Source organism: Streptococcus catagoni (genome assembly GCF_011421425.1).
Lineage (GTDB): Bacteria > Bacillota > Bacilli > Lactobacillales > Streptococcaceae > Streptococcus > Streptococcus catagoni.
This window is the reverse complement of record NZ_WPCW01000007.1, coordinates 25,905-51,261: the sequence shown is the minus strand read 5'-3', so window position 1 is coordinate 51,261 and position 25,357 is coordinate 25,905. Positions and strand designations below refer to the sequence as shown.

Annotated in this window: 23 protein-coding genes; 19 read left to right on the top strand and 4 right to left on the bottom strand. The window is 39.1% G+C overall.

The window, feature by feature from the left end; translation table 11 throughout:
* Positions 1 to 171 precede the first annotated feature (171 nt).
* The 7 genes from HBN42_RS09800 to buk all read left to right on the top strand — a co-directional run bounded on the left by HBN42_RS09800 (position 172) and on the right by buk (position 8,253).
* Positions 172 to 1,269 carry a thiamine pyrophosphate-dependent dehydrogenase E1 component subunit alpha gene (locus tag HBN42_RS09800; RefSeq protein WP_165994843.1) on the top strand — a complete coding sequence of 366 codons (1,098 nt, stop codon included), beginning with the start codon at positions 172 to 174 and terminating at the stop codon, positions 1,267 to 1,269.
* 1 nt (position 1,270) lies between these two features.
* Positions 1,271 to 2,248 (top strand): alpha-ketoacid dehydrogenase subunit beta, encoded by a 978-nt coding sequence (locus HBN42_RS09795; protein ID WP_165994842.1) that lies wholly within the window; start codon positions 1,271 to 1,273, stop codon positions 2,246 to 2,248.
* A 12-nt stretch (positions 2,249 to 2,260) separates the two neighbouring features.
* Positions 2,261 to 3,700 carry a dihydrolipoamide acetyltransferase family protein gene (locus HBN42_RS09790; protein ID WP_165994841.1) on the top strand — a complete coding sequence of 480 codons (1,440 nt, stop codon included), beginning with the start codon at positions 2,261 to 2,263 and terminating at the stop codon, positions 3,698 to 3,700.
* A gap of 6 nt (positions 3,701 to 3,706) precedes the next feature.
* Positions 3,707 to 5,119, top strand: a complete 1,413-nt coding sequence (gene lpdA / locus HBN42_RS09785) for a dihydrolipoyl dehydrogenase (protein WP_165994840.1) — start codon at positions 3,707 to 3,709, stop codon at positions 5,117 to 5,119.
* 11 nt (positions 5,120 to 5,130) lie between these two features.
* Positions 5,131 to 6,180 (top strand): PTS sugar transporter subunit IIC, encoded by a 1,050-nt coding sequence (locus tag HBN42_RS09780; RefSeq protein WP_165994839.1) that lies wholly within the window; start codon positions 5,131 to 5,133, stop codon positions 6,178 to 6,180.
* A 74-nt stretch (positions 6,181 to 6,254) separates the two neighbouring features.
* Positions 6,255 to 7,172: a phosphate acyltransferase gene (locus HBN42_RS09775; RefSeq protein WP_165994838.1), complete on the top strand. Its 918-nt coding sequence runs from the start codon at positions 6,255 to 6,257 to the stop codon at positions 7,170 to 7,172.
* 10 nt (positions 7,173 to 7,182) lie between these two features.
* Positions 7,183 to 8,253, top strand: a complete 1,071-nt coding sequence (gene buk, locus HBN42_RS09770; protein ID WP_165994837.1) for a butyrate kinase — start codon at positions 7,183 to 7,185, stop codon at positions 8,251 to 8,253.
* Here the strand turns inward: buk and HBN42_RS09765 are convergent.
* Entirely contained in the window at positions 8,250 to 9,134 is an 885-nt protein-coding gene (locus tag HBN42_RS09765) for a LysR family transcriptional regulator (RefSeq protein WP_165994836.1), read from the bottom strand. The genes buk and HBN42_RS09765 overlap by 4 nt on opposite strands.
* A gap of 69 nt (positions 9,135 to 9,203) precedes the next feature.
* Between HBN42_RS09765 and HBN42_RS09760 the strand changes: the two genes are divergently transcribed.
* From HBN42_RS09760 to HBN42_RS09735, 6 genes are all read left to right on the top strand, one after another.
* Positions 9,204 to 10,253, top strand: a complete 1,050-nt coding sequence (locus HBN42_RS09760; protein WP_165994835.1) for a serine hydrolase domain-containing protein — start codon at positions 9,204 to 9,206, stop codon at positions 10,251 to 10,253.
* A 278-nt stretch (positions 10,254 to 10,531) separates the two neighbouring features.
* Positions 10,532 to 10,720, top strand: coding sequence for a 50S ribosomal protein L28 (rpmB, locus tag HBN42_RS09755; RefSeq protein WP_003025909.1), 189 nt, complete (start codon positions 10,532 to 10,534; stop codon positions 10,718 to 10,720).
* A 136-nt stretch (positions 10,721 to 10,856) separates the two neighbouring features.
* Positions 10,857 to 11,222: an Asp23/Gls24 family envelope stress response protein gene (locus HBN42_RS09750; protein ID WP_165994834.1), complete on the top strand. Its 366-nt coding sequence runs from the start codon at positions 10,857 to 10,859 to the stop codon at positions 11,220 to 11,222.
* The gene (locus tag HBN42_RS09745; protein ID WP_165994833.1) at positions 11,222 to 12,886 is read left to right on the top strand and encodes a DAK2 domain-containing protein; all 1,665 of its coding nucleotides are present in this window, start codon (positions 11,222 to 11,224) and stop codon (positions 12,884 to 12,886) included. The genes HBN42_RS09750 and HBN42_RS09745 overlap by 1 nt, the downstream gene beginning before the upstream one ends.
* Positions 12,887 to 13,209: 323 nt before the next feature.
* A complete protein-coding gene (locus tag HBN42_RS09740) occupies positions 13,210 to 13,941 on the top strand; it encodes a KxYKxGKxW signal peptide domain-containing protein (protein WP_165994832.1) in 732 nt (243 codons plus the stop codon).
* A gap of 509 nt (positions 13,942 to 14,450) precedes the next feature.
* Positions 14,451 to 15,344 carry an SPFH domain-containing protein gene (locus HBN42_RS09735; RefSeq protein WP_165994831.1) on the top strand — a complete coding sequence of 298 codons (894 nt, stop codon included), beginning with the start codon at positions 14,451 to 14,453 and terminating at the stop codon, positions 15,342 to 15,344.
* Between the two features lie 72 nt (positions 15,345 to 15,416).
* Here the strand turns inward: HBN42_RS09735 and HBN42_RS09730 are convergent, their stop codons facing one another.
* The 3 genes from HBN42_RS09730 to HBN42_RS09720 form a co-directional block, all read right to left on the bottom strand.
* On the bottom strand, positions 15,417 to 15,533 hold the full coding sequence (locus HBN42_RS09730) for a putative metal homeostasis protein (protein WP_165994830.1): 117 nt from the start codon (positions 15,531 to 15,533) through the stop codon (positions 15,417 to 15,419).
* A gap of 193 nt (positions 15,534 to 15,726) precedes the next feature.
* Positions 15,727 to 16,467, bottom strand: a complete 741-nt coding sequence (locus tag HBN42_RS09725) for an amino acid ABC transporter ATP-binding protein (protein ID WP_165994829.1) — start codon at positions 16,465 to 16,467, stop codon at positions 15,727 to 15,729.
* Between the two features lies 1 nt (position 16,468).
* Entirely contained in the window at positions 16,469 to 18,022 is a 1,554-nt protein-coding gene (locus tag HBN42_RS09720) for an ABC transporter substrate-binding protein/permease (protein ID WP_165994828.1), read from the bottom strand.
* 198 nt (positions 18,023 to 18,220) lie between these two features.
* Here HBN42_RS09720 and HBN42_RS09715 point away from each other — a divergent pair, with 198 nt between their 5' ends.
* The 6 genes from HBN42_RS09715 to sufD all read left to right on the top strand — a co-directional run bounded on the left by HBN42_RS09715 (position 18,221) and on the right by sufD (position 25,356).
* A complete protein-coding gene (locus HBN42_RS09715) occupies positions 18,221 to 20,149 on the top strand; it encodes a DUF2207 domain-containing protein (RefSeq protein WP_165994827.1) in 1,929 nt (642 codons plus the stop codon).
* 90 nt (positions 20,150 to 20,239) lie between these two features.
* Positions 20,240 to 21,079, top strand: a complete 840-nt coding sequence (locus HBN42_RS09710) for an undecaprenyl-diphosphate phosphatase (RefSeq protein WP_165994826.1) — start codon at positions 20,240 to 20,242, stop codon at positions 21,077 to 21,079.
* A gap of 118 nt (positions 21,080 to 21,197) precedes the next feature.
* The gene (mecA, locus tag HBN42_RS09705; RefSeq protein ID WP_165994825.1) at positions 21,198 to 21,956 is read left to right on the top strand and encodes an adaptor protein MecA; all 759 of its coding nucleotides are present in this window, start codon (positions 21,198 to 21,200) and stop codon (positions 21,954 to 21,956) included.
* A gap of 6 nt (positions 21,957 to 21,962) precedes the next feature.
* The gene (locus tag HBN42_RS09700) at positions 21,963 to 23,120 is read left to right on the top strand and encodes an MraY family glycosyltransferase (protein ID WP_165994824.1); all 1,158 of its coding nucleotides are present in this window, start codon (positions 21,963 to 21,965) and stop codon (positions 23,118 to 23,120) included.
* Between the two features lie 103 nt (positions 23,121 to 23,223).
* Positions 23,224 to 23,994 (top strand): Fe-S cluster assembly ATPase SufC, encoded by a 771-nt coding sequence (gene sufC / locus HBN42_RS09695; protein WP_165994823.1) that lies wholly within the window; start codon positions 23,224 to 23,226, stop codon positions 23,992 to 23,994.
* A 99-nt stretch (positions 23,995 to 24,093) separates the two neighbouring features.
* Positions 24,094 to 25,356 carry a Fe-S cluster assembly protein SufD gene (gene sufD / locus HBN42_RS09690; protein WP_165994822.1) on the top strand — a complete coding sequence of 421 codons (1,263 nt, stop codon included), beginning with the start codon at positions 24,094 to 24,096 and terminating at the stop codon, positions 25,354 to 25,356.
* The last annotated feature ends 1 nt before the right edge of the window (position 25,357 follow it).

Here is a 25,357-nt window from a genome sequence, read left to right as displayed (position 1 = left end):
TATCAAAACTAGATTTTAAGGCTTGTTCCAAAGTGGACAAGGCCTTTTTTTGTCTTTAAGAAAGGCTCTTTTATATGAGGCACTAATATTTTCTTATAGCGCTATAAGAAATAGGAAGTTCACTTTCAAAAGAGAAAGCGCTATCATTGATCTGAAAGGTAGGAAATACAAATGAAAATGAGTGAATTAAACTTTACTGAACTTCCATTATCCTATGGAGAAAATTTTCCAATGTATCAGATTTTGGACGAAGAAGGCCAAGTTGTTGATCAAGCAGCCATGGAATCATTAAGTGATGAAGAATTGCTTGAACTTATGGAAACAATAACTTGGGGAAGGGCTATTGATGAACGCGTTATTCTTCTTAATAGGCAAGGAGCCCTAAGCAATTACGCACCTGGTGGTGGACAAGAAGCCAGCCAATATGGAGCAGTACTGGCCCTAGACAAAAATGATGTCTTTGCACCAACTTATCGGGATGTTTTTGCTGGGGTTAAGTTTGGTATGAAGCTATCCCAGGCCTTTCTATGGTATAAGGGGCACTATGTTGCCAATCAATATCCAGACAGTTTAAACATGTATTCCCCAAATGTTATCGTTGGTGGTACAGCCATCCAAGCCTTGGGAAATGCTATTGCTAAACGAAAAAAAGGTGAAAAGCAAGTGGCCTTGTCTCTTTGTGGAGATTCAGCAACCTCACAAGGTGATTTTTATGAAGCTTTAAACTTTGCAGGTGTCTTTAAAGCCAATCTCATTGCAGTGGTTCAAAACAATGGTTATGGTATTTCTGTACCAACCAGCCACCAAACCAAAGCAGAAACCCTAGCTCAAAAAGCTGTTGCAGCAGGCATACCTGCAGTTCGCATTGACGGTATGGATCCTGTAGCTGTTTACTACACCATTAAGAAAGCTCGTGATTATGCCATTGAAAATGGCCCAATAGTCGTTGAAAATATGACCTACCGCTTCGGCCCACACACCATGTCTGATGATCCTAAACGTTATCGAGAAGATGAAGAAGTTGAAGCATGGCGCAAGAAAGATCCCATCATTCGTCTTGGAAAATACCTAAGTGAAAAAGGCCTGTGGGATAAAGAAAAAGCTGATGCTATTTATGAGCAAGTTAAAAATGAAGCCAAAGAAGCCTTAGCAGAGATGGCTAAGACAGAACCTCAAAAGGTAAGTGAGTTTTTGAACTTTATGTTTAAGGACCAGCCACAAAATATAAAAGAGCAAATAGAATACTACAGTGCTAAGGAGGAAAACTAATATGCCTGTTCTTACATTAGCCCAAGCTGTTTCAGAAGGCTTGAATGAAGCAATGAAAAAATATGACAATGCCTTGATCTTTGGTGAAGACGTTGGTAAAAATGGTGGTGTTTTCCGTATTACTGCTGGCATGCAAGAAGAATTTGGCCAAGACCGTGTCTTTGATACACCTCTAGCGGAATCTGGAATTCTTCATATGTCGGTAGGCTTAGCCCAAGAGGGTTTTCTCCCACTACCTGAAATACAATTCTCAGGTTTTGTTCTTGAAGCTATGGATGCCTTGATTGCGCAGATTCCTCGCCAACGCTACCGTTCTGGCGGAACTCGCAAGGCCCAAATTACCATCCGTGCACCTTATGGCGGTGGTGTTCATACTCCAGAACTGCATTCTGACAGTTTGGAAGGCATGTTTGCACAGATTCCTGGTTTAAGAGTGGTCATTCCTTCTTCTGCCTACGATGCTAAAGGCTTACTCCTATCGGCTATTGAATCCGAAGACCCAGTCTTTTTCCTTGAACATCTAAGACTCTACAGGACTGTTAAGGATGAGGTGCCAGAAGGTTATTATACTGTTCCTCTTGATAAGGCCAATGTGGTTCGGGAAGGCTCTGATGTCACTCTAATAGGCTATGGTTTGATGATTCAGCTAGCTTTACAGGCAGCTGAACAACTAGAAAAAGAAGGGATTAGTGCAGAGGTGGTAGACCTTAGAACCGTTTCACCGGTCGACTATCAAACGATCCAAACTTCTGTAGCTAAGACCAACCGAGCAGTTGTTTTACAAGAAGCTCAAAGACAGGCTGGCACAGCTGGTCAAATCATATCTGAAATCAGTGAACGTAATTTCATGGATCTTGATGCTCCCCTAGCACGAGTGACAGCTCCTGATACGATTTTTCCATTTGGGCTAGCAGAAGAAGCATGGTTACCAAGTGTTGAGGATATTGTAAACAAAGCCAAAGAAACCGTAGAATTTTAGGGAGGAGAAAGTATGTATCAGTATATACTACCAGATGCTGGAGAAGGCACACATGAAAGTGCTATTATGTCTTGGGCAGCAAATGTCGGAGACAAAGTAGAAGAAGATCAGACACTACTAGAAATTGAAAGTGATAAAGCTGTTGTCGAGTTGCCAAGTCCTATCACTGGTTACCTTGCTAAAATCTATGTTGAAGCAGGAGATACCGGTATTGTTGGTCAGCCTATCGCTGATATCGCTGAAACCGAAGAAGAATTAAATGCTGTACTAAAAGGTGGTGGCCAAGATGCGACCATGGATGACAGCAAAAAAGAAAGCCCAGTCCCAGCCACTGACCTAAGTCAAAAGGATTTGGATCAGGAAACACCCCAAGCTCAAGAGCAAGATCAACCTTCACCTGCGACTGAGAAAAAAGAGGCAGCTAAGAATGATCAGCCAAAAGAAGAAAAGGATATTCGTAGTTTAGCTATTCCCCGGGTTCGTCGTTATGCCAGAACTAAGAATGTCGATTTGCTGCAAGTAACAGGAACAGGCAAGCATGGACGCATTAGCATGGAAGACGTGGACGCTTTTATTGCTAATGGCGGAGCAGAAACTAAGACTAGTGTGGCTACTCAAATTCTCCAACCAGTGGATAGTACACTCAGCCAGTCTAAAAAAGAAGTTGAGCCTGAGACAGAACAGCCAAGTGAAAGTCAGGATACTAAGCATGACCATAAAGGCAAGAGCAATCATGAAGAATTTGCTGAAGTGGTTGAAAAAATGCCATCTATCAGACGAACAATTGCTGATGCCTTGGCTAAAAGTTCAAGTCAGGTAGCACAGGTCACCGTCTTTGATCAGGTTGAAGTTGATGCCCTAGTAGCTCACCGCAATAGAATGAAGGTCCTAGCAGCAGACAGAGACATCAAGTTGACCTTTACCTCATATTTGGTTAAGGCCTTGGTGGCTATGCTAAAACGTTTCCCAGACCTCAATGTATCTCTTGATATGGATAAAAATGAGATTAGTCATCACCAGTACTATAATATCGGGGTTGCCACAGATACCCCTCGTGGACTTATGGTACCAATGATTCGCCATGCCGAACGTAAGAGCCTCTTTGATATTGCTGAGGAGATTGCTGACATTTCGCAAAAGGCGCGTGATGGGAAAATTAGCAATGCAGACATGGGCAAGGGTTCTATTTCAGTAACAAATGTTGGTGCTGCAGCAACTGCAGGGGTATGGTCTACTCCAATCATTAACTTACCTGAAATTGCAATCTTAAATGTGGGCAGAATTGATAAGGTCTTTATGCCTGACCAAGAAGGAAACCCTGTTCTGAAAAATGTCATGAAGATCTCTTTTGCCTTTGATCATCGTGCCATTGATGGGGTCTATGCCCAAAAAGCTATCAATTTATTGAAATCTTATCTGAATGATCCAGATTTATTATTGGCAGAGGGGTGAGATGATATGGTAGTAGGAGGATTTACAAACGAAGTTGATACTATTGTCATTGGCTCAGGACCCGGTGGCTATGTTGCTGCCATTCGTGCTGCGCAGTTAGGCCAATCAGTAGTCATTGTTGAAAAAGCTGCCATTGGCGGAGTCTGCTTAAATGTTGGCTGTATCCCATCAAAAGCTTTAATTCATGTAGGTGACGAGTATGCTAAGACCCAAAGTGAATCACACTTTGGATTAAGCTATGGAGATAGCAAACTGGACTTTAGCAAGGCCCAAGCCTGGAAGGATCAAGAAGTCGTTTCCAAATTGATAGCTGGCATTGAAATGCTATTAAAGAAAAATAAAGTTAAGATCATACAAGGCGAAGCGCACTTTGTTTCGGCTGACACAATTTTTATCACACCAGAAGATGGCTTAGGAGAGGCCTATCGCTTTAAAAATGCTATCTTGGCCTTAGGCAGTCGCCCCATTGAACTTAAAGCATTTCCCTTTAGTGAGGACATCCTAGATTCTACAGGATTGTTAAATCTAAAGGAAATTCCAAAGGAATTAGCTCTGATTGGTGGAGGCTATATAGGCATGGAACTAGCCATGGCCTATGCCAGTCTTGGTAGCCACGTGACCATTCTTGAAGGTCAGGATCGGGTTCTAGGAGGTTTTGAAAAAGACTTGGTTAAACCCGTCCTAGATAGGGCTGAAAAATTGGGAATGACCATTATTACCCAAGCCAAGGCTTCACGCTATGAAAAAGATGAACAAGGCCTACATCTGTTTTATCAATTGGGGGATAAAGAAGAGGAAATTATTAGTGACAAAATAGCAGTTTTAGTAGGCCGCCGTCCAAACACAGACCAAGTGTCAATAGAACTTTCTGGAGTTGAAGTAGATGAGAGAGACTTCATTCCAGTTAATGAAAAAATGCAGAGCAATCAGAAACATATCTATGCCATTGGAGATATTACCAAGGGTCCAGCCTTAGCACACAAAGCTTCTTATGAAGGAAAAATAGCCGCAGAAGCTATTTCACAAGTTGAAGGGGTTGCTGCTGATTATCTGGTTATACCAACTGTTGCTTATACCCAACCAGAAATTGCTACTGTTGGCCTTACAAAGGCTCAAGCCAAAGAAGAAGGAATAGATGTCAAGCTAGCAACTTTTAGATTTGCCAGTAATGGACGGGCCCTTTCCATGGACAGTCCAGAAGGCTTTGTCCGCCTAGTCTCTGATAAGAAAGATAATCGGATTATTGGTGCTCAACTGGTAGGCTCTGGTGCTAGTGAATTGATTGGTGAAATAACACTAGCTATAGAAAATTTATTGACTGCAGAAGATATCACTCTAACCATTCATAACCATCCAAGCTTAACAGAAACCATCATGGATGCCAGTGAAATTCTATTAAGACAAGGAATACACCAATAGAGGATAAAAAAATGGAAAACAAATTATCAGCAAAAGTATTTGCTATGAATGTATTAAACGGTATTGCTACAGGAGCAGTAGTTGTGCTTATCCCAGGCGCCCTACTCTCTGAGTTAGTCAAGGCGCTTATTCCCCACATGCCCTTTTTAGCACCATTAGCTTGGGGACTTGGCATGTCTAATGCTGTTATGGGCCTTGTCTGTGGCTTTATGGTGGGCTTGAATTTTAAATTTAATCCCATCCAATCAGCCTCTTTAGGTCTGGCAACCTTGTTTGCTTCTGGTTCTATCTCAACTCATAAAGGCATGCTGATGATGGCAGGAACTGGGGATATTATTAACATGATGCTGACAGCAGCCATTGGTGCTGCAGTTATCCTATGGGTTGGCAATGGCTTAAAGGCCTATACCATATTAGTTATCCCTCCTTTGATGATGTTAATGGTTGGTTTAATTGGACGCTTTTTACTTCCCTATGTCTCAATGATCACCAAGGTTATTGGTATAGGTACAGCTCAATTGTTACACCTTCAACCTATTATCATGTGTATCCTGCTTGCTATTGTTTTTGGGGTCTTGATTGTTTCTCCAATTACAACAGTTGGGATAGCCTTAGCTATTTCTCTTTCTGGTGTGGGATCTGGAGCAGCCAATCTCGGAATCTGTGCAACAGGCTTTGCCTTTGCCATTTTAGGTTGGACAGTCAACTCCCATGGTACAGCTCTAGCACACTTTATTGGTTCACCAAAAATTTCAATGCCGATTGTTGTTAAAAATCCTAAAACCCTATTACCTATTATCTCTTCAGCAGCTTGCTGCGGATTGGTAGCTCAGCTATTTAACATCCAAGGAACTCCAATGAGTGCAGGTTTTGGCTTTAGTGGTTTAGTTGGTCCCATCAACCATTTAAATTTGGCAAAAGGTGGCTGGTCTTTGATGAACCTTCTTGTGACCATCCTAGTATTTGTGATTGCACCAGTAGCATTTGGATTTTTGTTCAAGCACATCTTTATGAATGTTTTACACCTTGTCAAAGCAGAAGATTACAAACTTGATATTTAATAGATTAATGGGATGCTCTAGTTCTTTATCATCATATAGAAGAACGCATCCCTCTTTTTAGAGAGGAAGTTATCATGTCATTATTAATTGATAAACTATTGGAAGCCAAGCCCCAAATAAAAAAAGTGAACAAGCCCCTTAATTTGGTGGCCATCAAAGCAGCTGATGATGAGGTTTTAGCCTGTATCAAACGGGCAATAGATGAAAAACGTGTTTTTGCTTATTTAATAGATGATCGGGCAAAATTAGAAGAAAAATTAAGAGCCTTCTCTATTGATGAAAATTATTATCAGATCATTGACCTTTCAGATGACCAGGAGGCTGCCTTTAAGGGAGTGGAGTTGGTACGTCAAGGCAAGGGAGATCTTATCTTAAAAGGGCACATCTCAACTGGAAAAGTGTTAAAAGAAGTTGTCAATAAAGAAACTGGGATCCGTAAGGCTCATACCTTATCTCACCTAGCTCTTTTGTCCATGCCTAGCTTAGATAAATTGATCGCTGTGACTGATGGCGGTTTGATCTTAGAGCCCGACAAGGAAACAGCAAAAATCATTATTGAAAATGCTGTTGAGGTGATGTCTACTCTTAAAAGTTCACCAGTCAAGGTCGCATTACTATCTGCTGCAGAAACCCTTATTCCTAAGCTCCCCTCATCAGTAATGGAAGCAGAGCTCTCTAGTGACTACCAAAATGAAAAAGGTTTTATAGTAGAAGGTCCCTTATCCATTGACCTCTCCTTATCTGTAGAAAGTGCCAAGGAAAAAGAATATGCTGGCAGAATCCAAGGAGATGCTGACGTTCTTTTTGCTCCTAATATTGTTACAGGAAATATAGCCTCAAAGGCATTGACCCTCTTTGGTGGTTCTGAAATGGCCGGGCTGATCATAGGAGCTCAGGTGCCAGTTGTCATAACCTCTAGGAGCTCTAGCTTTGAAGAAAAGTATGCCTCTCTTTTACTTTCGCAAATCATTATGACTAATTTAGAAAAATAAAGGAAAAAAGATGAAAAATATTATAGTTATCAATCCAGGTGCCACTTCTACAAAGCTGGCCTTGTATAAGGATACAGAACTTGTTTGGAAAGAAGATATCACTTATCAGGCAGAGGATTTAGACCATTTTGCCAATGTTTTTGATCAATTTGACCTGCGGATGGCAGATATTGAAAAGGTGATCCATAAGCATGGCCTTAATGAAATTGATCTAGCAGTTGGCCGTGGTGGCCTTATTGGTCCTGTGAAGCCAGGTGCTATTCTAGCTAATGATGCCTTGATTGACCACTTACAATACCATCCTGTTCTAGACCATCCCTCCAATATGGGGGCAAAATTAGCCAAGACCTTAATGGAAAAATATGGACAGGGAAAGCCAGCCTATATTTACGATCCTGTCACCGTTGATTCCATGAGAGCAGTATCTCGCTTAACAGGTATTAAGGGGATTGAAAGAACTTCCACTGGACATCATCTTAATATGCGAGCAGTTGCCCGTAAGGCAGCAGAAGATCTAGGAAAAGACTACAAGGATCTTAATTTGGTCATTGCCCATGTAGGGGGAGGTTCCAGTGCCAGTGGTCATGAAAAAGGACAGGTGGTTGACTTTGTATCAGATGATGAAATCATGTTTTCAGCTGAACGATCTGGTGGCATGCCTATCAAATCAATGATCAAGGAGATCAAAAAAATAGGCTTAGACGACTTTAACCTTCTAGCAAGGAAAAAAGCCGGCTTACAATCACATTGTAAGACAGCTGATTTAAGAGAGGTTGAAAAGAGAATAGACCAGGGAGATAAAGAAGCCCTTTTGGTCTTTGAGGCTTTAGCTTTAGGCATTGCCAAGACACTTGCAACTTTGGCTGTAAGCATTGATGGTCCTATTGATTTAGTGTGTCTGACTGGCGGCATGGCTTATTCTGAAAGACTTTGTCAGGCTGTTAGTGATAAGACCCACTTCATCGGTCCCTTCAAAGCCTATCCTGGAGAATTTGAACTTGAAGCCTTGGCTCTGGGGGGTCTTCGTGTTTTAAGTCAAGAAGAATCCTATCAAGTCCTTGATTTTCCAGAGGACAACTAATTTTTAATGGCTTCAATGAATTGATTAACAACTACTGAATTACTTGTCATATTTTTTCTATAGGCCAAGCCTTGTTTGTAAAGACTGTCAATATCATGGATGGGAACCCATCTGAGGTGTGCAACAGGGCTTACCTCTTCTAATTCCCTAGGAAGTATAGTGATGGCATCAAATTTTATCAGGCTGTGTAGGAGTATTTCAAAATCGTCATGGGTTAGAATAACTTGGTTTGACATGCCAAATTCACGGCATCTTTTCTTAGTAAATTCACCCAGAGCGAAATGATCACTTAAACTAGCAATATTAAAGTCTTTAAGGTCCTTGAAGGTGACACTGTTCTTGTGAGCAAGCGGATGATCATCTGGAACAACCAGACAGGCAGTATAAGAGGTTTGAGGGATGGCCAGAGGATCAATGATGATATCATGCTCTACCTGAGGATAAGAGAGGATACCAATATCAATTTTCTCTTGGACCAATAAATGCTGAAGCTGCAAGGAACCCTCTTGAACAATTCGTAAATCAACCAAGGGATTTTTCCGGATGAATCGAGAAATCTGATCCATATATTGCAGCATGGTCAAAAAGGTAACCCCAATGGTAATTTTTTGCCGGACATTGTCTGCCTTATTTTGCAAGTCAAAGATCAGTTGGTTGAAATCTCTGACAATAGGTTCACCCCTTTGCAGCAACATTTCACCTGTTTCTGTCAGATGAAGTCGGTGGTCGTGGAAAACAAATAGCTGGGCATTTAGTTCTTCTTCCATCTTAGAAATGGACTGTTTCAAGGCAGGTTGAGAGACAAATAAACTTTTTGAAGCATGTGAATAATTCTGTGTTCTTGCAATAGTCAAGAAGTAGGTCAGTTGTCTAATATCCATTACAACACTCTTTCTACATCATTAGGAATAATATTTAATGAAAATTTAGCAAGTATCAAAGGAGCTTTCATGAATAAAGATAAATTATCCCAATTGTTTAATAGTTTTGTAGCAAGAAATGCATTGCCTAAGGCTATTATCAAAATTCAAAGTGCTGACCAAAGAGACTGTCTTCAGTTGGTAGAAGGAGAAATGACAGGGCAGACTCCCTTCTTACTAGCTAGTGTTACCAAACTATGGGTAAGTACTCTAATTTTCCAATTAATTGATCAGGGAAAGATAAGTCTTAATGATATTGTAACCGATTTCATCCCGAAAGAAAAGATTAAAATGCTCCATCATTTTCTAGGAGAAGATCAAACAGCCTTTATCAGAATCAGTGATTTACTTTTCCAAAGAAGTGGTTTACCAAATGTATTTTATGAAGAACCCGTTTCACTGAGAAAACGCATTGCCCAGGAAGATTTTTCATACAACTTTGATGATATGATTGAATGGGTCAGACAAATTGAGGCACATTTTGTACCTGGTAGTGACGAAGCTTATTACGCCGATATTAATTATATGCTCCTGGGTGAAATTATTGAAAACATTTATAAGTTGTCCCTGGATGATTGTATTGATCGTTTTATCATGGGCCCCCTAGGCCTATGTAAGAGCTACCTGGTTAGTAATGAATTTTCCCAGATTCCAGTACTCTATACGGGTAAAACCTATATCAATCGCCCAAAAGTTACTGCTAGTGGTCAAGGTGCTGGCGGCGGAGTTTCAACCAGTGACGATTTGATGATTTTTATAAAAGCCTTTATAGAAGGTCAGCTCTTTAGCCCTGAACACTGGGATTATATTAAAGATTATAGACCACTTCAAGGAGATTATGCACCAGTTGAATATGGCGGCGGACATATGAGAATCTCTATGGGTCAGTTTGAACAGTCCCAACGATTAAGTTTTATTGGACATTCTGGTATTTCTGGAGCCTTTGCCTTTTATTGCCCTCAGCTTGATATTTATTTGACAGGTACCACAAATAATGTCGGTAAGCCTGAGTTATGCATCCAACTCATCTATCTGATTCTCTTTGAATTGGAAAAAGAAGGACAGGCTGAAATGAGCTGATCACAAGAAACTTGCCTATTTCTAAGAGAAATCTTATAGCAGCTACAGCTATTGGCCAAGGCAGTGAGCCCCTTAAGAAAATAAGCAAAAGAAAAAAGTTTCTGTTTCTTATATGTAGGCAATGGCTTTCTAGGAAAACACCTGCAATAGCACAGCTGTAAAAATGAAATATTAAAGTTCTGAAAAACCTTGCTAAAGCTTTCAGATTGTGATAGAATATTTTGGTATGTGGTGCTAGCACATCCGTAAACAGATTCTACCTAGGAGGAAACACTAAAATGGCAAAAGTATGTTATTTTACAGGACGTAAAACCGTTTCTGGTAACAACCGTTCACATGCTATGAATCAAACTAAACGTACTGTTAAACCAAATCTTCAAAAAGTTACTATTCTTGTAGATGGTAAACCTAAGAAAGTTTGGGCTTCAGCTCGTGCGTTAAAATCTGGTAAAGTAGAACGTGTATAATTGAAATGAGCCTTAGGGCTTTTTTTCTTATTATTTTTTATAAAAGATGGCTATTAATTAGAATTTGCCTATATTTTTTTACATTAAAGGCATTGTATGATAGAATAAACTGATAAAACTTTTTGAGGTAGTAAATATGACTGTAAAAATTAATACAACTGATGGTCTAATTGAGCTATCTGACGATGTTATTGCAACTGTCGTTGGAGGCTCAGCAACGGAAATTTTTGGTGTCGTTGGCATGGCTAGTAAAAGTACGATAAAAGACAATTTTCAATCACTACTTCGCAAAGAGAACTACTCTAAGGGAGTTGTTGTCAAATCGACAGATATGGGTATTTCTGTTGATGTCTATACTGTGATGAGTTATGGTGTAAAGATTAGTGAAGTCTCTAAAAATATCCAAGAACGTGTTAAATTTAACCTAGAAAGTCAACTTGGCATTACTGCTGATAGGGTTAATGTTTACGTTCAAAATATCAAGGTTGTGGGAGAAAACTAGTGTCAAATATTACAAAAAGCTTATTACAAGAAATGGTCCAGGCAGCAGCGACTCGTCTTGGTAAACAAGCAGAATACGTCAATTCTTTAAACGTTTTTCCGGTTCCTGATGGGGACACTGGAACTAACATGGGAATGACAATGGATAACGGGGCAAAAGAAGTTGCCGACAGACCAGCTCAAACAGTAGGTGAAGTAGGTCAGATTCTTTCTAAAGGGCTTTTAATGGGTGCTCGTGGAAACTCAGGTGTTATCACATCCCAGCTCTTTCGTGGTTTTGGTCAAAGTATCAAAGATAAAACAGAATTAGATGGAAAAGACCTAGCTCAAGCCTTCCAATCAGGAGTTGAAGTGGCTTATAAAGCCGTAATGAAACCAGTTGAAGGAACAATTTTAACAGTTTCACGTGGGGCGGCCAATGCAGCCATGAAAAAAGCAGAATCAACAGATGATGCTATTGAAGTTATGGAAGCTGCTTTAAAAGGCGCTAAAAAAGCCCTAGCTAAAACACCTGAGCTACTACCTGTTCTTAAAGAAGTTGGTGTAGTGGACTCTGGTGGGCAAGGTTTAGTATTTATTTATGAAGGCTTTTTGTCTGCCTTAAACGGTGATTACGTAGCATCAGAAGACTTCAAGGCAACACCTGCCAATATGTCTGAAATGATTAATGCAGAGCACCATAAGGCAGTTATTGGTCACGTAGCTACTGAAGATATTACCTATGGCTATTGTACAGAGATCATGGTAGCTCTAAAACAAGGACCTACCTATGTTAAAGAGTTTAACTATGACGAATTTCAAGGTTATTTAAGCAATCTTGGGGACTCCCTTCTTGTGGTTAATGACGACGAAATTGTTAAGGTACACGTTCATACAGAAGATCCAGGACTTGTTATGCAAGAAGGTTTGAAGTATGGTGCCCTTGTAAAAGTTAAAGTTGACAATATGCGTAGCCAGCATGATGCCCAAGTTGAGAGAACAAGCCAGCCAGCAAGAAGTGCAGAAGCTAAAGAATTTGGCTTGATTGCAGTTGTAGCAGGTGAAGGTTTAGCAGATATCTTTAAGGCTCAAGGTGTTGATTACATTATTTCTGGTGGTCAAACCATGAACCCGTCAACAGAAGATATCGTCAAGGCCATTGAAGCTGTTAATGCTAAGAACATCATCATCTTACCTAACAACAAAAATATTTTTATGGCAGCTCAGTCAGCAGCAGAAGTTGTTGATATTCCTGCAGCAGTGGTGGAAACAAAAACTGTACCGCAAGGCTTTACCAGCTTATTAGCCTTTGACACAGCCAAAACATTAGAAGAAAATGTTTCTGACATGACAGCGGCTCTTTCAGACGTTAAAAGCGGAAGCATGACACTTGCAGTCAGAGATACAAGTATTGACGGTCTGGAAATTCATGAAAATGATTACCTAGGAATGGTTGATGGCAAGATATTGGTTTCAGATTCTAACCTTGAATCTGCCATGAAGGCAACTTTTGATCATATGATTGATGAAGACAGTGAAATTGTTACTATCTTTATAGGTGAAGAAGGTAAGAAAGAATTAGCTAAAGAGCTAGTAGACCATTTAGAAGATAAATATGAGGATGTTGAAGTTGAGGTCCATCAGGGAGGTCAGCCGGTATATCCATACTTAATGAGTGTTGAATAAAAAGAGTAAAAATTTATTTTTGCTCTTTTTTGCTGCATTGAAGTGTTAATAATGTCTTCTGCTTACAAGCGGGAGATTTTTTGTATTTGGATTTAAAGGTCATTCTTAAATTTTCTGACAGGCCTATTTGGAAAAAACTGAAAAACGATAAAAGCTTTTTTTCATTTAACCTCAATTCTGTCACTTTTTTGCTAATCACACTTGTTAATTATATTAAAGTAAAATGTTAATTATACGAGAAAAAGCCGTTAACTATATATAGTAGTTCTTGGCGATTTAACCACTTAGGGTTAAATTCATCAAGAATGGAGGAAAAACAAAACATGAAACTTTCTAAAGGACAGTTTAGAACATGGAAATCAGGTAAGCAATGGCTCTATATGGGAGCTGTAGCTATTGGAATGTTAGCAGGAGGCACTTCTGCTTCAGCGGAAGTCTCAGTACAAAATAGTGACATCTCCTATCCAGAGAATACTCGTAAATTTCCACCAGGGAAAGATCCTTTACAAACTACTTATCCAGAAGGAGGCCGGAAATACGCACCAGGCAAGGATCCCCTACAGGCTACATACCCAGTTGGAGCTGGTCAATACCCACCGAGACCAGAGTACTTAAATAAAGAAGACAGAGAGAGTGATGGTCTTATAAATGAGCAAGAGAAAAAAGAAGATGAAGACCTTCTAGGTGATGGTCTGCAGGCAGACCAAGCTGATGGCAATGACTATCAAGCTGATGATTCTGGAGCTGGTATAAGTGAAAAAGAGGAACGAGAAAAAGAAGAAAAAGCGAAAAAAGATAAAACAGAACGAGAAGAAAGAGTAAAAAGGAAAACAGAGAAAAAGAACCATGAAACTAATACAAAAAAAGAAATAGAAGATGGAGAGGCTCATAAGTCTAAGTATGATGATGAATTGAACATACTAAACGGTGAACCAGGGGGAAATTACCATGGTGAGAACTATCAGGATGGTGAAGAAAGAAGAGCCTACAATGAGGGCTATGATAATGGTTTTGAAGACGGATGTAAATGTATTTTGGGAGGTTTCAAAAAGTAAAAAGAACATCATAATTCAAATATAAGTAATCCCCCCTCACCCTAACTCCCATATAACTAAAGGAGTTCCTTCTATTCTCCTAAGTTTATATCCTATTTGAAAACAGGACTCTTAGTCCTAGATTAATTATTGTCAATATAAAGAGTAAATGTAAATGCATGTCTCAGCTAATTGTTTTCTCTTTAAGCAAAAAGGGCTCTCTTTTTGGAGAGCCCTTTTGCTATAGTCATGGATCTAGAGGTATTTTTAGACAGGTTACTAGGACAAAAAGTCAAATAACCTTGTAGCTGATCAGACCTGGACTTGGTCTTCTAAATAGTAATCAGAAAGTTCATATCTTATCCACTTTATGCCAGTAAAACTATTGGTTATTCCTTTTGTAAAAAGTTATTATAGTATTTGACAAATCTTAGAAAACGATTATAATTGTATCATAACAATAAGTCAAGAGATAATCTACTAGTTCAAAATCGCTAAGAGAAGAAGACGCTCTGATATAGGAGGTTTATATGTTTTATTCATTTTTATTTATAATCTTTTGTGTTATATTAATTCTAGCAGTGATTGCAAGTACCTTATATGTTGTTAGACAACAGACAGTTGCCATTATTGAACGGTTTGGGAAGTATCAAAAAACATCAACAAGTGGTATTCACATTCGCTTACCTTTTGGTATTGATAAAATCGCTGCTCGTGTTCAATTGCGTTTACTTCAAACTGAAATAATCGTTGAAACAAAGACCAAGGACAATGTTTTTGTGACCTTAAATATTGCCACCCAATACCGTGTTAATGAACAAAATGTTACAGATGCCTACTATAAACTTATGAAGCCAGAGGCACAAATTAAATCTTATATCGAAGACGCTCTTCGTTCATCTGTACCTAAACTAACCTTGGACGAATTATTTGAGAAAAAAGATGAAATCGCCCTAGAAGTTCAACATCAAGTGGCAGAAGAAATGTCAACCTATGGTTATATTATTGTTAAGACCTTGATCACTAAGGTTGAACCTGATGCTGAAGTGAAACAGTCTATGAATGAAATCAATGCTGCCCAAAGAAAACGTGTGGCTGCTCAAGAATTAGCAGAAGCGGATAAGATCAAAATCGTTACAGCCGCGTCTGCAGAAGCTGAAAAAGACCGCCTACACGGGGTAGGGATAGCCCAACAACGTAAGGCTATTGTTGATGGCTTGGCTGAATCTATACAAGAACTAAAAGAAGCTAATATCTCTTTAAATGAAGAGCAGATCATGTCTATCTTATTGACAAACCAATATTTAGACACTTTAAACACATTTGCTATAAAAGGAAATCAAACCCTATTCTTACCTAATACACCAAATGGTGTTGAGGATATCAGAAGCCAAGTTTTATCAGCTTTGAAAGTACGTCCTTAATAAATAAAAAGACCTATGACGGAGGGATTTGTCATAGGTCTTTTTTGTCTGACTTTATCTTTAGAGATTAGTTTATTTTTTACCAGATCTCTTGTGCTCATGAATGATTTTTAGAGCACGTTTCTTGGTTTTAATATTGGGACTCTTAAGTCTCCGATATGCTGACGAAAGGTCAGTTTTTTCTGCCATAGTAACCTCCTCTGCTAGATTATTAACGTTAACAAAAAACAGTATAACACAAAAAACTTAACTGGTAAAGATTTTTCTTAAAATAAAAGAATCTACTTGAGATTCTCTTATTTTGATACTTTTCTAGCCAGATTGATGATCAAAAGAAATCATCACTTTGTTTGTAATTGGTAAGAATTCTGTCTAGATTCTATTATTTTAAAAAGCGTTGTAAAAATTCTTTGGTTCTAAGTTCTTGAGGGTTTTCAAAAATCTGTTTGGCAGTGCCTTCTTCAGCGATGACACCCTTATCCATAAAGATAACACGGTCTGAAACTTCCTGAGCGAAGTCCATTTCATGGGTAACAATAATCATTGTCAAACCTGATTTAGCTAGGTCTTGCATGATTTTTAATACCTCACCAACCATTTCAGGGTCAAGGGCAGAGGTAGGTTCATCAAAGAGCATAGCTTCTGGATCCACCGAGAGGGCTCTTGCGATAGCAACCCTTTGCTTTTGTCCACCAGAGAGTTGATTAGGCTTTGCCTTCCAATATTGTTCTGTTAGACCAACAATATTGAGGTTCTCCTTGGCCTTCTTTTCAGCCTCTGCACGACTGCGTTTTAGGACAGTGGTTTGGGCAACAATGGCATTTTCTAGGACATTGAGATTTTCAAAGAGGTTGAAGGATTGAAAAACCATACCTAGTTTTTCACGATAGTGGGTCAAATTATAATCATCTGCTAGAACATTCTTGCCAAAAAAGAGGATTTGTCCGTCACTTGGTTCTTCCAAGAGATTAATTGATCTCAGCAAGGTTGACTTACCCGAACCAGATGAACCAATGATAGAGATAACCTCACCTTTATGAACACTCAATGAAATATCTTTTAGAACTTCGTTGTTACCAAAGGATTTTTTCAGGTGTTTAATTTCGATAATCGGATTAGTCATGTTAGTTCTCCTCTACTTGCATTTGAGTTGTGTAGGTGTCATCATCCATGCGGCGTTCAATGTAACGTAAAATACGAGTCACGGTGAACGTTAGGATAAAGTAGATGATGGCAATGACAGTAAAGGTTTGGAAATATTGGTAATTTTGAGTAGCAACCGTATTCCCAGAGAAATAAAGTTCAACTACTGAGATAACGTTCAATACGGATGTATCTTTAATATTGATGACAAACTCATTGCCAGTGGCAGGTAGAATATTACGAACTACCTGTGGTAGTACGATTTTGCGCATGGTCTGTCCATGGTTGAAACCTAAGGCTGTAGCGGCTTCAAATTGTCCCTCATCCACGGCGTAAATACCTCCACGAACGATTTCGCTCATGTAAGCACCGGTGTTGATAGAAACAATGACAATAGCGGCTAAGGTTCGGTCAATTGAGATACCAAAGGCCTGGGCTGTACCATAGTAGATAACCATAGATTGAACGATCATGGGAGTTCCACGGAAAATCTCAATATAGACATTTAAGAAGATACCAAAGATTTTTTGCAAGAAAGCAAGAATTTTGTTCTTAGCTTTTGGTGCAGTACGGTAGATTCCAATTAAAAGACCAATGATCAAACCTGTGATAGTACCAACAGTTGCAATAAGTAAAGTTAAACCTGTCCCTTTTAAGAATTGTCGCCAGTTAGTTTGAAAAATAACCCACATTTGTTTGAAGAAAGATGGTTGAGCAGTCCCACTTGATTTTTTTGCTTGGGGTTGGGCTTTGACCATGTCTTTCATAATGGCATTACGCTTACTTGCTGAGATTCCAGAGAGAACTTGATTGACCTGAGCCATCATAGGATCATCTTTTCTCATCCCAACGGCAATAGCAGCGTCTTCTTCTGAATAGTGGAAACCTTTGTCCAGGCTGATCATTTTAAAGCTGGCATTGGCATTTTCAGCGGTCATGGCTTCTGGCTTTTCTGAAACGTAACTATCAATGACACCTGATGAAAGGGCCTGTCTCATTTGAGAGAAATCTCCCATTGGTGTTTGTTCTTTAACACCTTTGATTTGAGAGATCAGCTTAACATGCCATACACCTTGTTGAGCCGTTACTTTAGCACCAGAGAAGTCAGATAGTTTTTTAGCCTTAGCATATTTGCCATCGGCTTTGACCACCATAACAGGTTCACTTGTATAATAGCTTTCTGAAAAGGAAATTTCTTTCTTACGTTCAGCAGTTGGGCTCATTCCGGCTGCAATCATATCGATTTTACCAGAAGTTAAGGCTGGGATTAAACCAGTCCAAGAAGTTTTTACCACTAAGAGTTTTTTATTCATAGAAGCTGCAATTTTCTTTGCAACTTGAACATCATATCCATTAGCATATTGGTTAGAGCCTTCGATTGGCACGGCACCGTTGGACTTGTCATCTTGTGTCCAGTTAAAGGGTGCATAAGCGGCCTCCATACCGACTCGTAAGTACTGATCTGCTTGTACGCTACTTATTCCTCCAAAGAGTAATAAAAGGGCAGTAAAACAGGTTATTGCTAGCTTTTTCATAAAAGCCTCCTGTATCCTATTTTTTAATAGTATCTATTTTACAGGAAATAACTTGCTATTTCAATGTTAAACCCTTGATTATTTACCTGAAAATTATCTTGAAAAATGTAATTTATTATGAAAACAAGGAAAAAACGAGAAGCTTTCCTTTAAATAAGTAAACTATGGTAAAATAAAGTCATTAAAAAGGAGTCAAGGATGAGAAAATTACTAACGATTTTGCTGTTTTGTTTGAGTTTTTGGGGAATAAGGGTTGAAGCTGAGAAAGTGGAATACAGCATTCCAAATTATCATGGCCTTTTAACTATTGGCAAAGATAATAATGCCCAGTTTGAACAAAAGATAAGCTATAGTTTTGATTCTGACTATCAGGGTCAATATGTCTCTTTGGGCACAGCTGGTAAGATGCCCCAGAACTTTACTATTGATCCCAAGCCGACTATTGAAGTTTATCATAATCAGAAAAAGGTTGAGGCAAAAGGAGAAATTGAAGATCTAGGAGATGGTTACCGTCTGAAGATCTATAATGCTGGTAGTAGGGGTGATAGGGTTGATGTCAAAGTTACCTGGCAACTCAAGAATTTATTGAGTCCCTACAAGGATGTTGCTGAGTTGGATTGGAAGCCTATTAGTGACTGGGATAAAAGCCTTGAAAAGGTCAGATTCACCATCAGGGTAGCAGATGATAACAAGGATTCTCAACTTTGGGCCCATAGAGGCTATCTAAAAGAAGAGCCAAGTGTTAGCCAGACTAAAAAGGCTGCCAAGGAATATACTGTTGAAAGTAAGGACCTGTCTGGTATTTTTGAACTACATGGCTATTGGGACCGAAAAGACCTGCTGCAAGATTCTGTTCCCTTTACAAATGAGATTAAAAAGCCAGCCATCATTTCTTTGGAAAAGCGCATCAGCTTTAGGAGCCAGGCTATGAAGCTTAGCTTTGTGGTCATTTTGCCTCTGGTCTTTGCCTTACTTTTACTAGGACAATTGTTCCTATATATAAGACTTAAAAAAGGCTTGGATAAAAATGTTCTTAGCAGTAAAGATAGTCATCTTTATGAAGTTCCCGAAGACTTATCACCTCTGGTATTGACCCAAAACATTTACCAAAAAAGCTTCCACGACCTCTCTCCTTTGACAGAAAAGATCAAGACCAAGGTTAAAGGGATCAGTTTTGAAAGTCTTACTCAGGCAACTCTTCTTGACCTCATTGATCGCAGAGCTTTGAAAATCACAAAAGAAGATGGGCAAACCCTGCTAAAAGTTGTCACTAAAGAGTCACTGACGCCTGCAGAAAATAGCTTCTTGGAAATGGCCTTTGAGGATGCAAGTGAATTGCCAATTTCGTCACTTTTCAAGCAGTTTGAATACGATCCTAGCATGGTTGAGAAATTGAAGAAACAGTATGCAGGAAAAGAACTTGAAAAAGCAGTGCACAAAAGCTCACAACCTCTTACAAATAAGATGAATCACTATAGTCGCTTCATTTCAGAAGCTGTTAAAGAGACTTGTGAAAAATTAAGACTTGAAAATCCTTACCGCAAGATAAGTAAATCAGAAAAAAGAGGTCTGAACTTTATGTCAGGACTGGGCCTTCTTGCTATGGCTCTAGTTATTACTTTGCTGATCTTCCTTGTTATAAAAGAAAGTGTCATTGCCTTTTTCTATCTTATTATGGCCTTGCTTGGCTTTGCCTTGAATTATTACATTTATAACAAGACAAGAAAATATCATGACAATGGTATTGAAACTGAGAATGGTGCTCTTAGGCTTCATAAATGGAGAAGTTTCAGAAATATGATTGAAGACATTAACTCCTTTAATGCAGTGGAGATAGAAGGTCTTGTCGTATGGAATCGCATCTTAGTCTATGCTACCTTATTTGGGGAGGCCAAAAAAGTTGAAAAATACTTGAAGATTCATCAGATTGCCCTGCCTGAACAGTATCGACAATTCAGTCCAGCTGAGTTGGCAGTCCTCATGTATAGTACGACCCCTCATTTTGTTTCAAATCTGTCCACTGTTTCTGACTCCTCACACTTTTCAGTCTCTGCCGGCGGTGGCGGTATTTCTGGTGGAGGAGGATTCTCCGGAGGCGGCGGAGGTGGAGGGGGTGGCGCTTTTTAAGCGCCAGATTCTAGTGAGTTCTTAGAACTCATTTATGTATTATTTAAGGAAATCTGTTACAATAGTTATATTACATTTTTAGGAGAATTCATGTTATTTTTTGAAATAATAAAAGCCCTTTTCTTTGGGATAATAGAGGGTGTTACAGAGTGGTTACCCATATCAAGTACTGGGCATTTAATCCTTGTTCAAGAGTTTGTTAAATTAAATCAAGACAAGGCTTTCATGGATATGTTTAATATCGTTATTCAGCTTGGAGCCATTATCGCCGTTCTTGTCATTTATTTCCAGCGTTTGAATCCCTTTCAATCTGGAAAAAGTAAAAGAGAGATACAACTGACTTGGCAATTATGGATGAAGGTTGTTATTGCCTGCATCCCATCAGCTATTTTTGGTTTATTGCTGGACAATTGGATGGAAGCTCATTTTTACAACTTTGTAGTTGTTGCTTTGATGCTGATACTGTACGGTTTTGCCTTTCTTTGGATTGAAAAAAGAAATAAGAGAGTTCAGCCTGTCGTTAATGAATTAGGAAGAATGTCCTATAAGACTGCCTTTCTAATAGGCTGTTTCCAAGTTTTGAGTATCATTCCTGGAACTAGTCGCTCTGGAGCTACTATTTTAGGAGCTATTATTTTGGGAGCCAGTCGCCCAGTGGCTGCTGATTTCACCTTTTTCTTAGCTATTCCAACCATGTTTGGTTATAGTGGCCTAAAGGCAGTGAAATTCTTCTTAGAAGGAAATCATTTGGCCTTTTCACAGGTTCTTATCTTACTGGTAGCTTCTTTAACAGCCTTTGTGGTCAGTATGTATGTGATTAAATTCCTTGTGGATTATGTTAAAAGACATGACTTTACTGTATTTGGTAAGTACCGCATCATTCTTGGAAGTATCTTACTTGTCTACTTTGTGGTGACCTTATTTATTTAAGAAAGAATCAACTCATTTGGGGTTGATTTTTGCTCTTTCAGGGCTAGGTCTGCTCTTAAATTGCGAAAAAATGGTATTTCTAGTATAATAGTAATACTACGCGTGCGAGGTATAGACTATGGAAATGAAACAGATCAGCGAAACAACGCTTAAAATAACGATTAGTATGGATGATTTGGAAGAACGAGGGATGGAGTTAAAGGACTTTTTGATCCCCCAAGAAAAGACCGAAGAGTTCTTTTACACAGTGATGGACGAGCTGGATTTACCAGATAATTTTAAAGATAGTGGTATGTTGAGTTTTCGGGTAACACCGAGAAAAGACCGTCTAGACGTCTTTGTGACAAAGTCTGATTTGAATAATGAATTGCATTTAGAAGATTTTGCTGACATGGGTGACGTTTCTCAAATGACTCCTGAGGACTTTTTCAAAAACATCGAAAAAACAATGATGGAAAAAGGCGATGTCAACGCCCATGAAAAGTTAGAGAAAATAGAAGAAATGCTTGAAGAGTCAGTGGCTCAGTCTGCTGAGAAAAAAGAAGAGAAGCCTGAAGAAGTTAAGCCAGAACCAGAACCTTTAGATTATGTTCACTATGTCTTAGATTTTACAAGCTTGGAAGAAACCATTCAATTTTCAAAGATAATAGATTTCCCAATAGAGGCTTCTGAGCTTTACAAAGAAGCTAATCTTTACCATATTACTATTTTGTTGGATGTTCAAAATCAGCCTTCTTACTTTGCTAATATCATGTATGCACGGTTGATTGAGCATGCGCGACCAGGTACAAGAACCAGAGCCTACTTGCAAGAACATGCTCTGCTCTTAATTGCAGATGGTGCTGTTGAAGAACTGCAAAAAGTTGAGTTGGTGTAATGTCCTATGTTTCATTTTACTTTTGATTATGTCCTTGTTCTCATAGGTGCTTTGCTGATATCACTCCTTTTGACGCCCTTGGTTCGCTTACTATCCTTTAAGGTAGGAGCAGTTGATCAGCCAAATGCCAGAAGGGTCAACAAGGTTCCCATGCCCAGTAGTGGCGGACTTGCCATCTTTATGTCTTTTTTGATAGCCACCCTGTTTTTTGTTCCAATGGTATCAACCAAGGTGTTCATGGAAGGCTTGTCTTATTTTGAATACATTTTACCTGTTGTTTTGGGGGCTATGATGGTCACTTTGACAGGATTCTTAGATGATATTTTTGAGATAAGTCCCAAACTGAAAATGCTTGGCATTGTTTTTGGGGCCACTATTATCTGGGGCTTTACAAATTTTAGGTTTGACAGTTTTAAGATCCCTTTTGGAGGACCACTCTTGCTTTTTGGTCCCTTTTTAACCTATATATTAACCATTCTATGGATCATCTCCATCACCAATGCTATTAATCTGATTGATGGACTTGATGGGTTAGTTAGTGGGGTGTCCATTATTTCACTGGTCACCATGGCAATCGTTTCCTATTTCTTTTTGCCGCAGAAGGATTTCTTTTTGACCCTAACAATTTTGATTCTTATTGCTTCTATTGTTGGCTTTTTCCCTTATAATTACCATCCGGCCATCATCTATCTTGGTGATGCAGGAGCCCTGTTTATAGGCTTTATGATCGGAGTTTTATCCCTTCAAGGGTTAAAGAATGCCACTGCTGTTGTGGTTGTTACACCTGTTATTATCTTGGGAGTACCAATAATGGATACAGCAGTTGCTATCATCAGAAGAAGTTTGTCTGGTAAGAAGTTTTATGAACCAGATAAGATGCATTTACACCATCGTTTACTTTCAATGGGCTTTACACATCGCGGAGCTGTTTTAGTAGTCTATGGGATTGCCCTCTTATTTTCTTTAATTTCACTTCTTTTAAATGTTTCCAGTCGCATTGGCGGTAGCTTACTCATACTAGGTCTCTTTTTTGGACTGGAGGTATTGATTGAAGGCTTGGAAATTTGGGGAGAAAACCGTACACCACTTTTTAATCTTTTGAAATTTTTAGGAAACAGTGATTATCGACACTCCCAGATCCAAAAATGGAAAGAGAAAAGATGACTTTTAAACAATAGAAAAGCCTTTGACGGCTTTTTTTGTTATAATTTAATTGAGCATAAAAATGAAATTTTGAAACAAAGTAATATAGAATATGAGGTATAAAATGTCTGTACTTGAAATAAAAGACTTACATGTTTCCATCGAAGATAAGGAAATTCTAAAAGGTGTCAATCTAACCTTGAAAACAGGTGAAATAGCAGCTATCATGGGACCAAATGGGACTGGGAAATCCACCCTATCTGCAGCCATTATGGGAAATCCTAATTATGAAGTGACAAAAGGCCAGATCCTTTTTGATGGTCAAGATATATTGGACTTGGAAGTTGATGAAAGAGCAAGGCTTGGCTTGTTTTTAGCTATGCAATACCCTTCTGAAATTCCAGGTATTACCAATGCAGAGTTCATTCGTGCCTCAATGAATGCCGGTAAAGAGGATGAGGATAAGATTTCAGTTCGTGATTTCATTACAAAACTGGATCAAAAAATGGAACTTTTGGGTATGAAAGAAGAAATGGCAGAGCGCTACCTCAACGAAGGTTTCTCTGGCGGTGAAAAAAAACGTAATGAGATTCTTCAATTATTGATGTTGGAGCCAAAGTTTGCACTCTTAGATGAGATCGATTCTGGCCTTGATATTGATGCTCTCAAGGTCGTTTCAAAAGGGGTTAATGAGATGCGTGGGCAGGAATTTGGTGCCATGATTATTACCCACTATCAACGCCTCTTAAACTATATTAAACCAGATGTGGTCCATGTCATGATGGAGGGGCGCATTGTCTTAACAGGAGGATCTGAATTAGCAGCTCGTCTTGAAAAAGAAGGCTATGTTCAGATTGCTGAAGACTTAGGAATAGAATATAAAGAAGAAGTATAATGATGTCAAAGTTATGGATAATAGCTCTGTCCTAATCAGGTAGAGAGATAACTTTTAATAGACATTTTCAGACAAAGAGTTAGAAAAGGAAACATCATTATGACAAAAGAAAAAATAATGCGCTTTTCACAAAGCAAAGCAGAACCCGACTGGTTGCAAAGCAGAAGGCAGGATGCCTTTGAGAAAATCTCGCAACTAGAATTGCCCATGATCGAACGGGTGAAGTTTCACCGTTGGAATCTGGGAGATGGGACTATAACAGAAAGTCCAAGCCAAATGTCAGTTCCTGACTTTATAGCTATTGGAGACAATCCTACTTTGGTCCAAGTTGGGACACAAACAGTTCTGGAGCAACTCCCCTACTCACTAGTTGAACAGGGACTTGTTTTCACAGACTTTTATAATGCCTTGGAAGAAATTCCAGAAGTTATGGAAAAGTATTTTGGCAGTGCACTAGCCTATGACCAAGATAAATTAACAGCTTATCATACTGCCTATTTTAATAGCGCAGCTGTTTTGTATGTACCAGATTTTGTAGAAGTTAAAGAACCCATTGAAGCTATTTTCTTGCAAGATAGTGATAGTCTGGTTCCTTTCAATAAACATATTTTGATCATTGCTGGTAAGGGAAGTCAGTTTACCTATTTGGAAAGGCTAGAGTCTTTTGGGCAAGGAACAGAAAAAATCAGTGCCAACCTCTGTGTGGAAGTTATAGCAGAGGCTGACAGTCATATTAAGTTTTCTGCCCTTGATCAGCTGGGTGAAAATGTGACGGCCTTCATTAGTAGACGCGGTCGTTTGGCTGATAATGCCAGCATCAACTGGTCCTTAAGTGTCATGAACCAAGGTAATGTCATTGCAGATTTTGACAGTGATTTGATAGGTGACGGTAGCCATGCAGACCTAAAAGTAGTTGCAGCTTCTAGTGGTAGACAAATTCAAGGGATTGACACCAGAGTGACCAACTATGGTAAGCATTCCATTGGGCACATTCTCCAACATGGGGTTATTCTAGAACGTGGAACCTTAACCTTTAATGGCATAGGCCACATTATTAAAGGAGCTAAGGGAGCAGATGCCCAGCAAGAAAGTCGTGTCCTCATGCTTTCTGATAAGGCAAGAAGTGATGCCAATCCTATCCTCCTAATTGATGAAAACGAGGTGACAGCAGGTCATGCTGCATCCATTGGTCAGGTTGATCCTGATGATTTGTATTATTTAATGAGTCGGGGCTTAGATAAGGAAACAGCTGAGCGTCTAGTGATAAGAGGCTTCTTAGGAACTGTTATCACCGAAATCCCTATTAAAGAAGTACGTGAAAGCATCATTGCAGTGCTTGACCAGAAATTAGCAGCAAGATAAA

What these genes read in the sequence shown, in the direction of transcription:
- HBN42_RS09800 (WP_165994843.1), top strand. Translation starts at nt 172, where the DNA reads ATGAAAATGAGTGAATTAAACTTTACTGAACTTCCATTATCCTATGGA.
- HBN42_RS09795 (WP_165994842.1), top strand. Translation starts at nt 1,271, where the DNA reads ATGCCTGTTCTTACATTAGCCCAAGCTGTTTCAGAAGGCTTGAATGAA.
- HBN42_RS09790 (WP_165994841.1), top strand. Translation starts at nt 2,261, where the DNA reads ATGTATCAGTATATACTACCAGATGCTGGAGAAGGCACACATGAAAGT.
- lpdA (WP_165994840.1), top strand. Translation starts at nt 3,707, where the DNA reads ATGGTAGTAGGAGGATTTACAAACGAAGTTGATACTATTGTCATTGGC.
- HBN42_RS09780 (WP_165994839.1), top strand. Translation starts at nt 5,131, where the DNA reads ATGGAAAACAAATTATCAGCAAAAGTATTTGCTATGAATGTATTAAAC.
- HBN42_RS09775 (WP_165994838.1), top strand. Translation starts at nt 6,255, where the DNA reads ATGTCATTATTAATTGATAAACTATTGGAAGCCAAGCCCCAAATAAAA.
- buk (WP_165994837.1), top strand. Translation starts at nt 7,183, where the DNA reads ATGAAAAATATTATAGTTATCAATCCAGGTGCCACTTCTACAAAGCTG.
- HBN42_RS09765 (WP_165994836.1), bottom strand. Translation starts at nt 9,134, where the DNA reads ATGGATATTAGACAACTGACCTACTTCTTGACTATTGCAAGAACACAG.
- HBN42_RS09760 (WP_165994835.1), top strand. Translation starts at nt 9,204, where the DNA reads ATGAATAAAGATAAATTATCCCAATTGTTTAATAGTTTTGTAGCAAGA.
- rpmB (WP_003025909.1), top strand. Translation starts at nt 10,532, where the DNA reads ATGGCAAAAGTATGTTATTTTACAGGACGTAAAACCGTTTCTGGTAAC.
- HBN42_RS09750 (WP_165994834.1), top strand. Translation starts at nt 10,857, where the DNA reads ATGACTGTAAAAATTAATACAACTGATGGTCTAATTGAGCTATCTGAC.
- HBN42_RS09740 (WP_165994832.1), top strand. Translation starts at nt 13,210, where the DNA reads ATGAAACTTTCTAAAGGACAGTTTAGAACATGGAAATCAGGTAAGCAA.
- HBN42_RS09735 (WP_165994831.1), top strand. Translation starts at nt 14,451, where the DNA reads ATGTTTTATTCATTTTTATTTATAATCTTTTGTGTTATATTAATTCTA.
- HBN42_RS09730 (WP_165994830.1), bottom strand. Translation starts at nt 15,533, where the DNA reads ATGGCAGAAAAAACTGACCTTTCGTCAGCATATCGGAGACTTAAGAGT.
- HBN42_RS09725 (WP_165994829.1), bottom strand. Translation starts at nt 16,467, where the DNA reads ATGACTAATCCGATTATCGAAATTAAACACCTGAAAAAATCCTTTGGT.
- HBN42_RS09720 (WP_165994828.1), bottom strand. Translation starts at nt 18,022, where the DNA reads ATGAAAAAGCTAGCAATAACCTGTTTTACTGCCCTTTTATTACTCTTT.
- HBN42_RS09715 (WP_165994827.1), top strand. Translation starts at nt 18,221, where the DNA reads ATGAGAAAATTACTAACGATTTTGCTGTTTTGTTTGAGTTTTTGGGGA.
- HBN42_RS09710 (WP_165994826.1), top strand. Translation starts at nt 20,240, where the DNA reads ATGTTATTTTTTGAAATAATAAAAGCCCTTTTCTTTGGGATAATAGAG.
- mecA (WP_165994825.1), top strand. Translation starts at nt 21,198, where the DNA reads ATGGAAATGAAACAGATCAGCGAAACAACGCTTAAAATAACGATTAGT.
- HBN42_RS09700 (WP_165994824.1), top strand. Translation starts at nt 21,963, where the DNA reads ATGTTTCATTTTACTTTTGATTATGTCCTTGTTCTCATAGGTGCTTTG.
- sufC (WP_165994823.1), top strand. Translation starts at nt 23,224, where the DNA reads ATGTCTGTACTTGAAATAAAAGACTTACATGTTTCCATCGAAGATAAG.
- sufD (WP_165994822.1), top strand. Translation starts at nt 24,094, where the DNA reads ATGACAAAAGAAAAAATAATGCGCTTTTCACAAAGCAAAGCAGAACCC.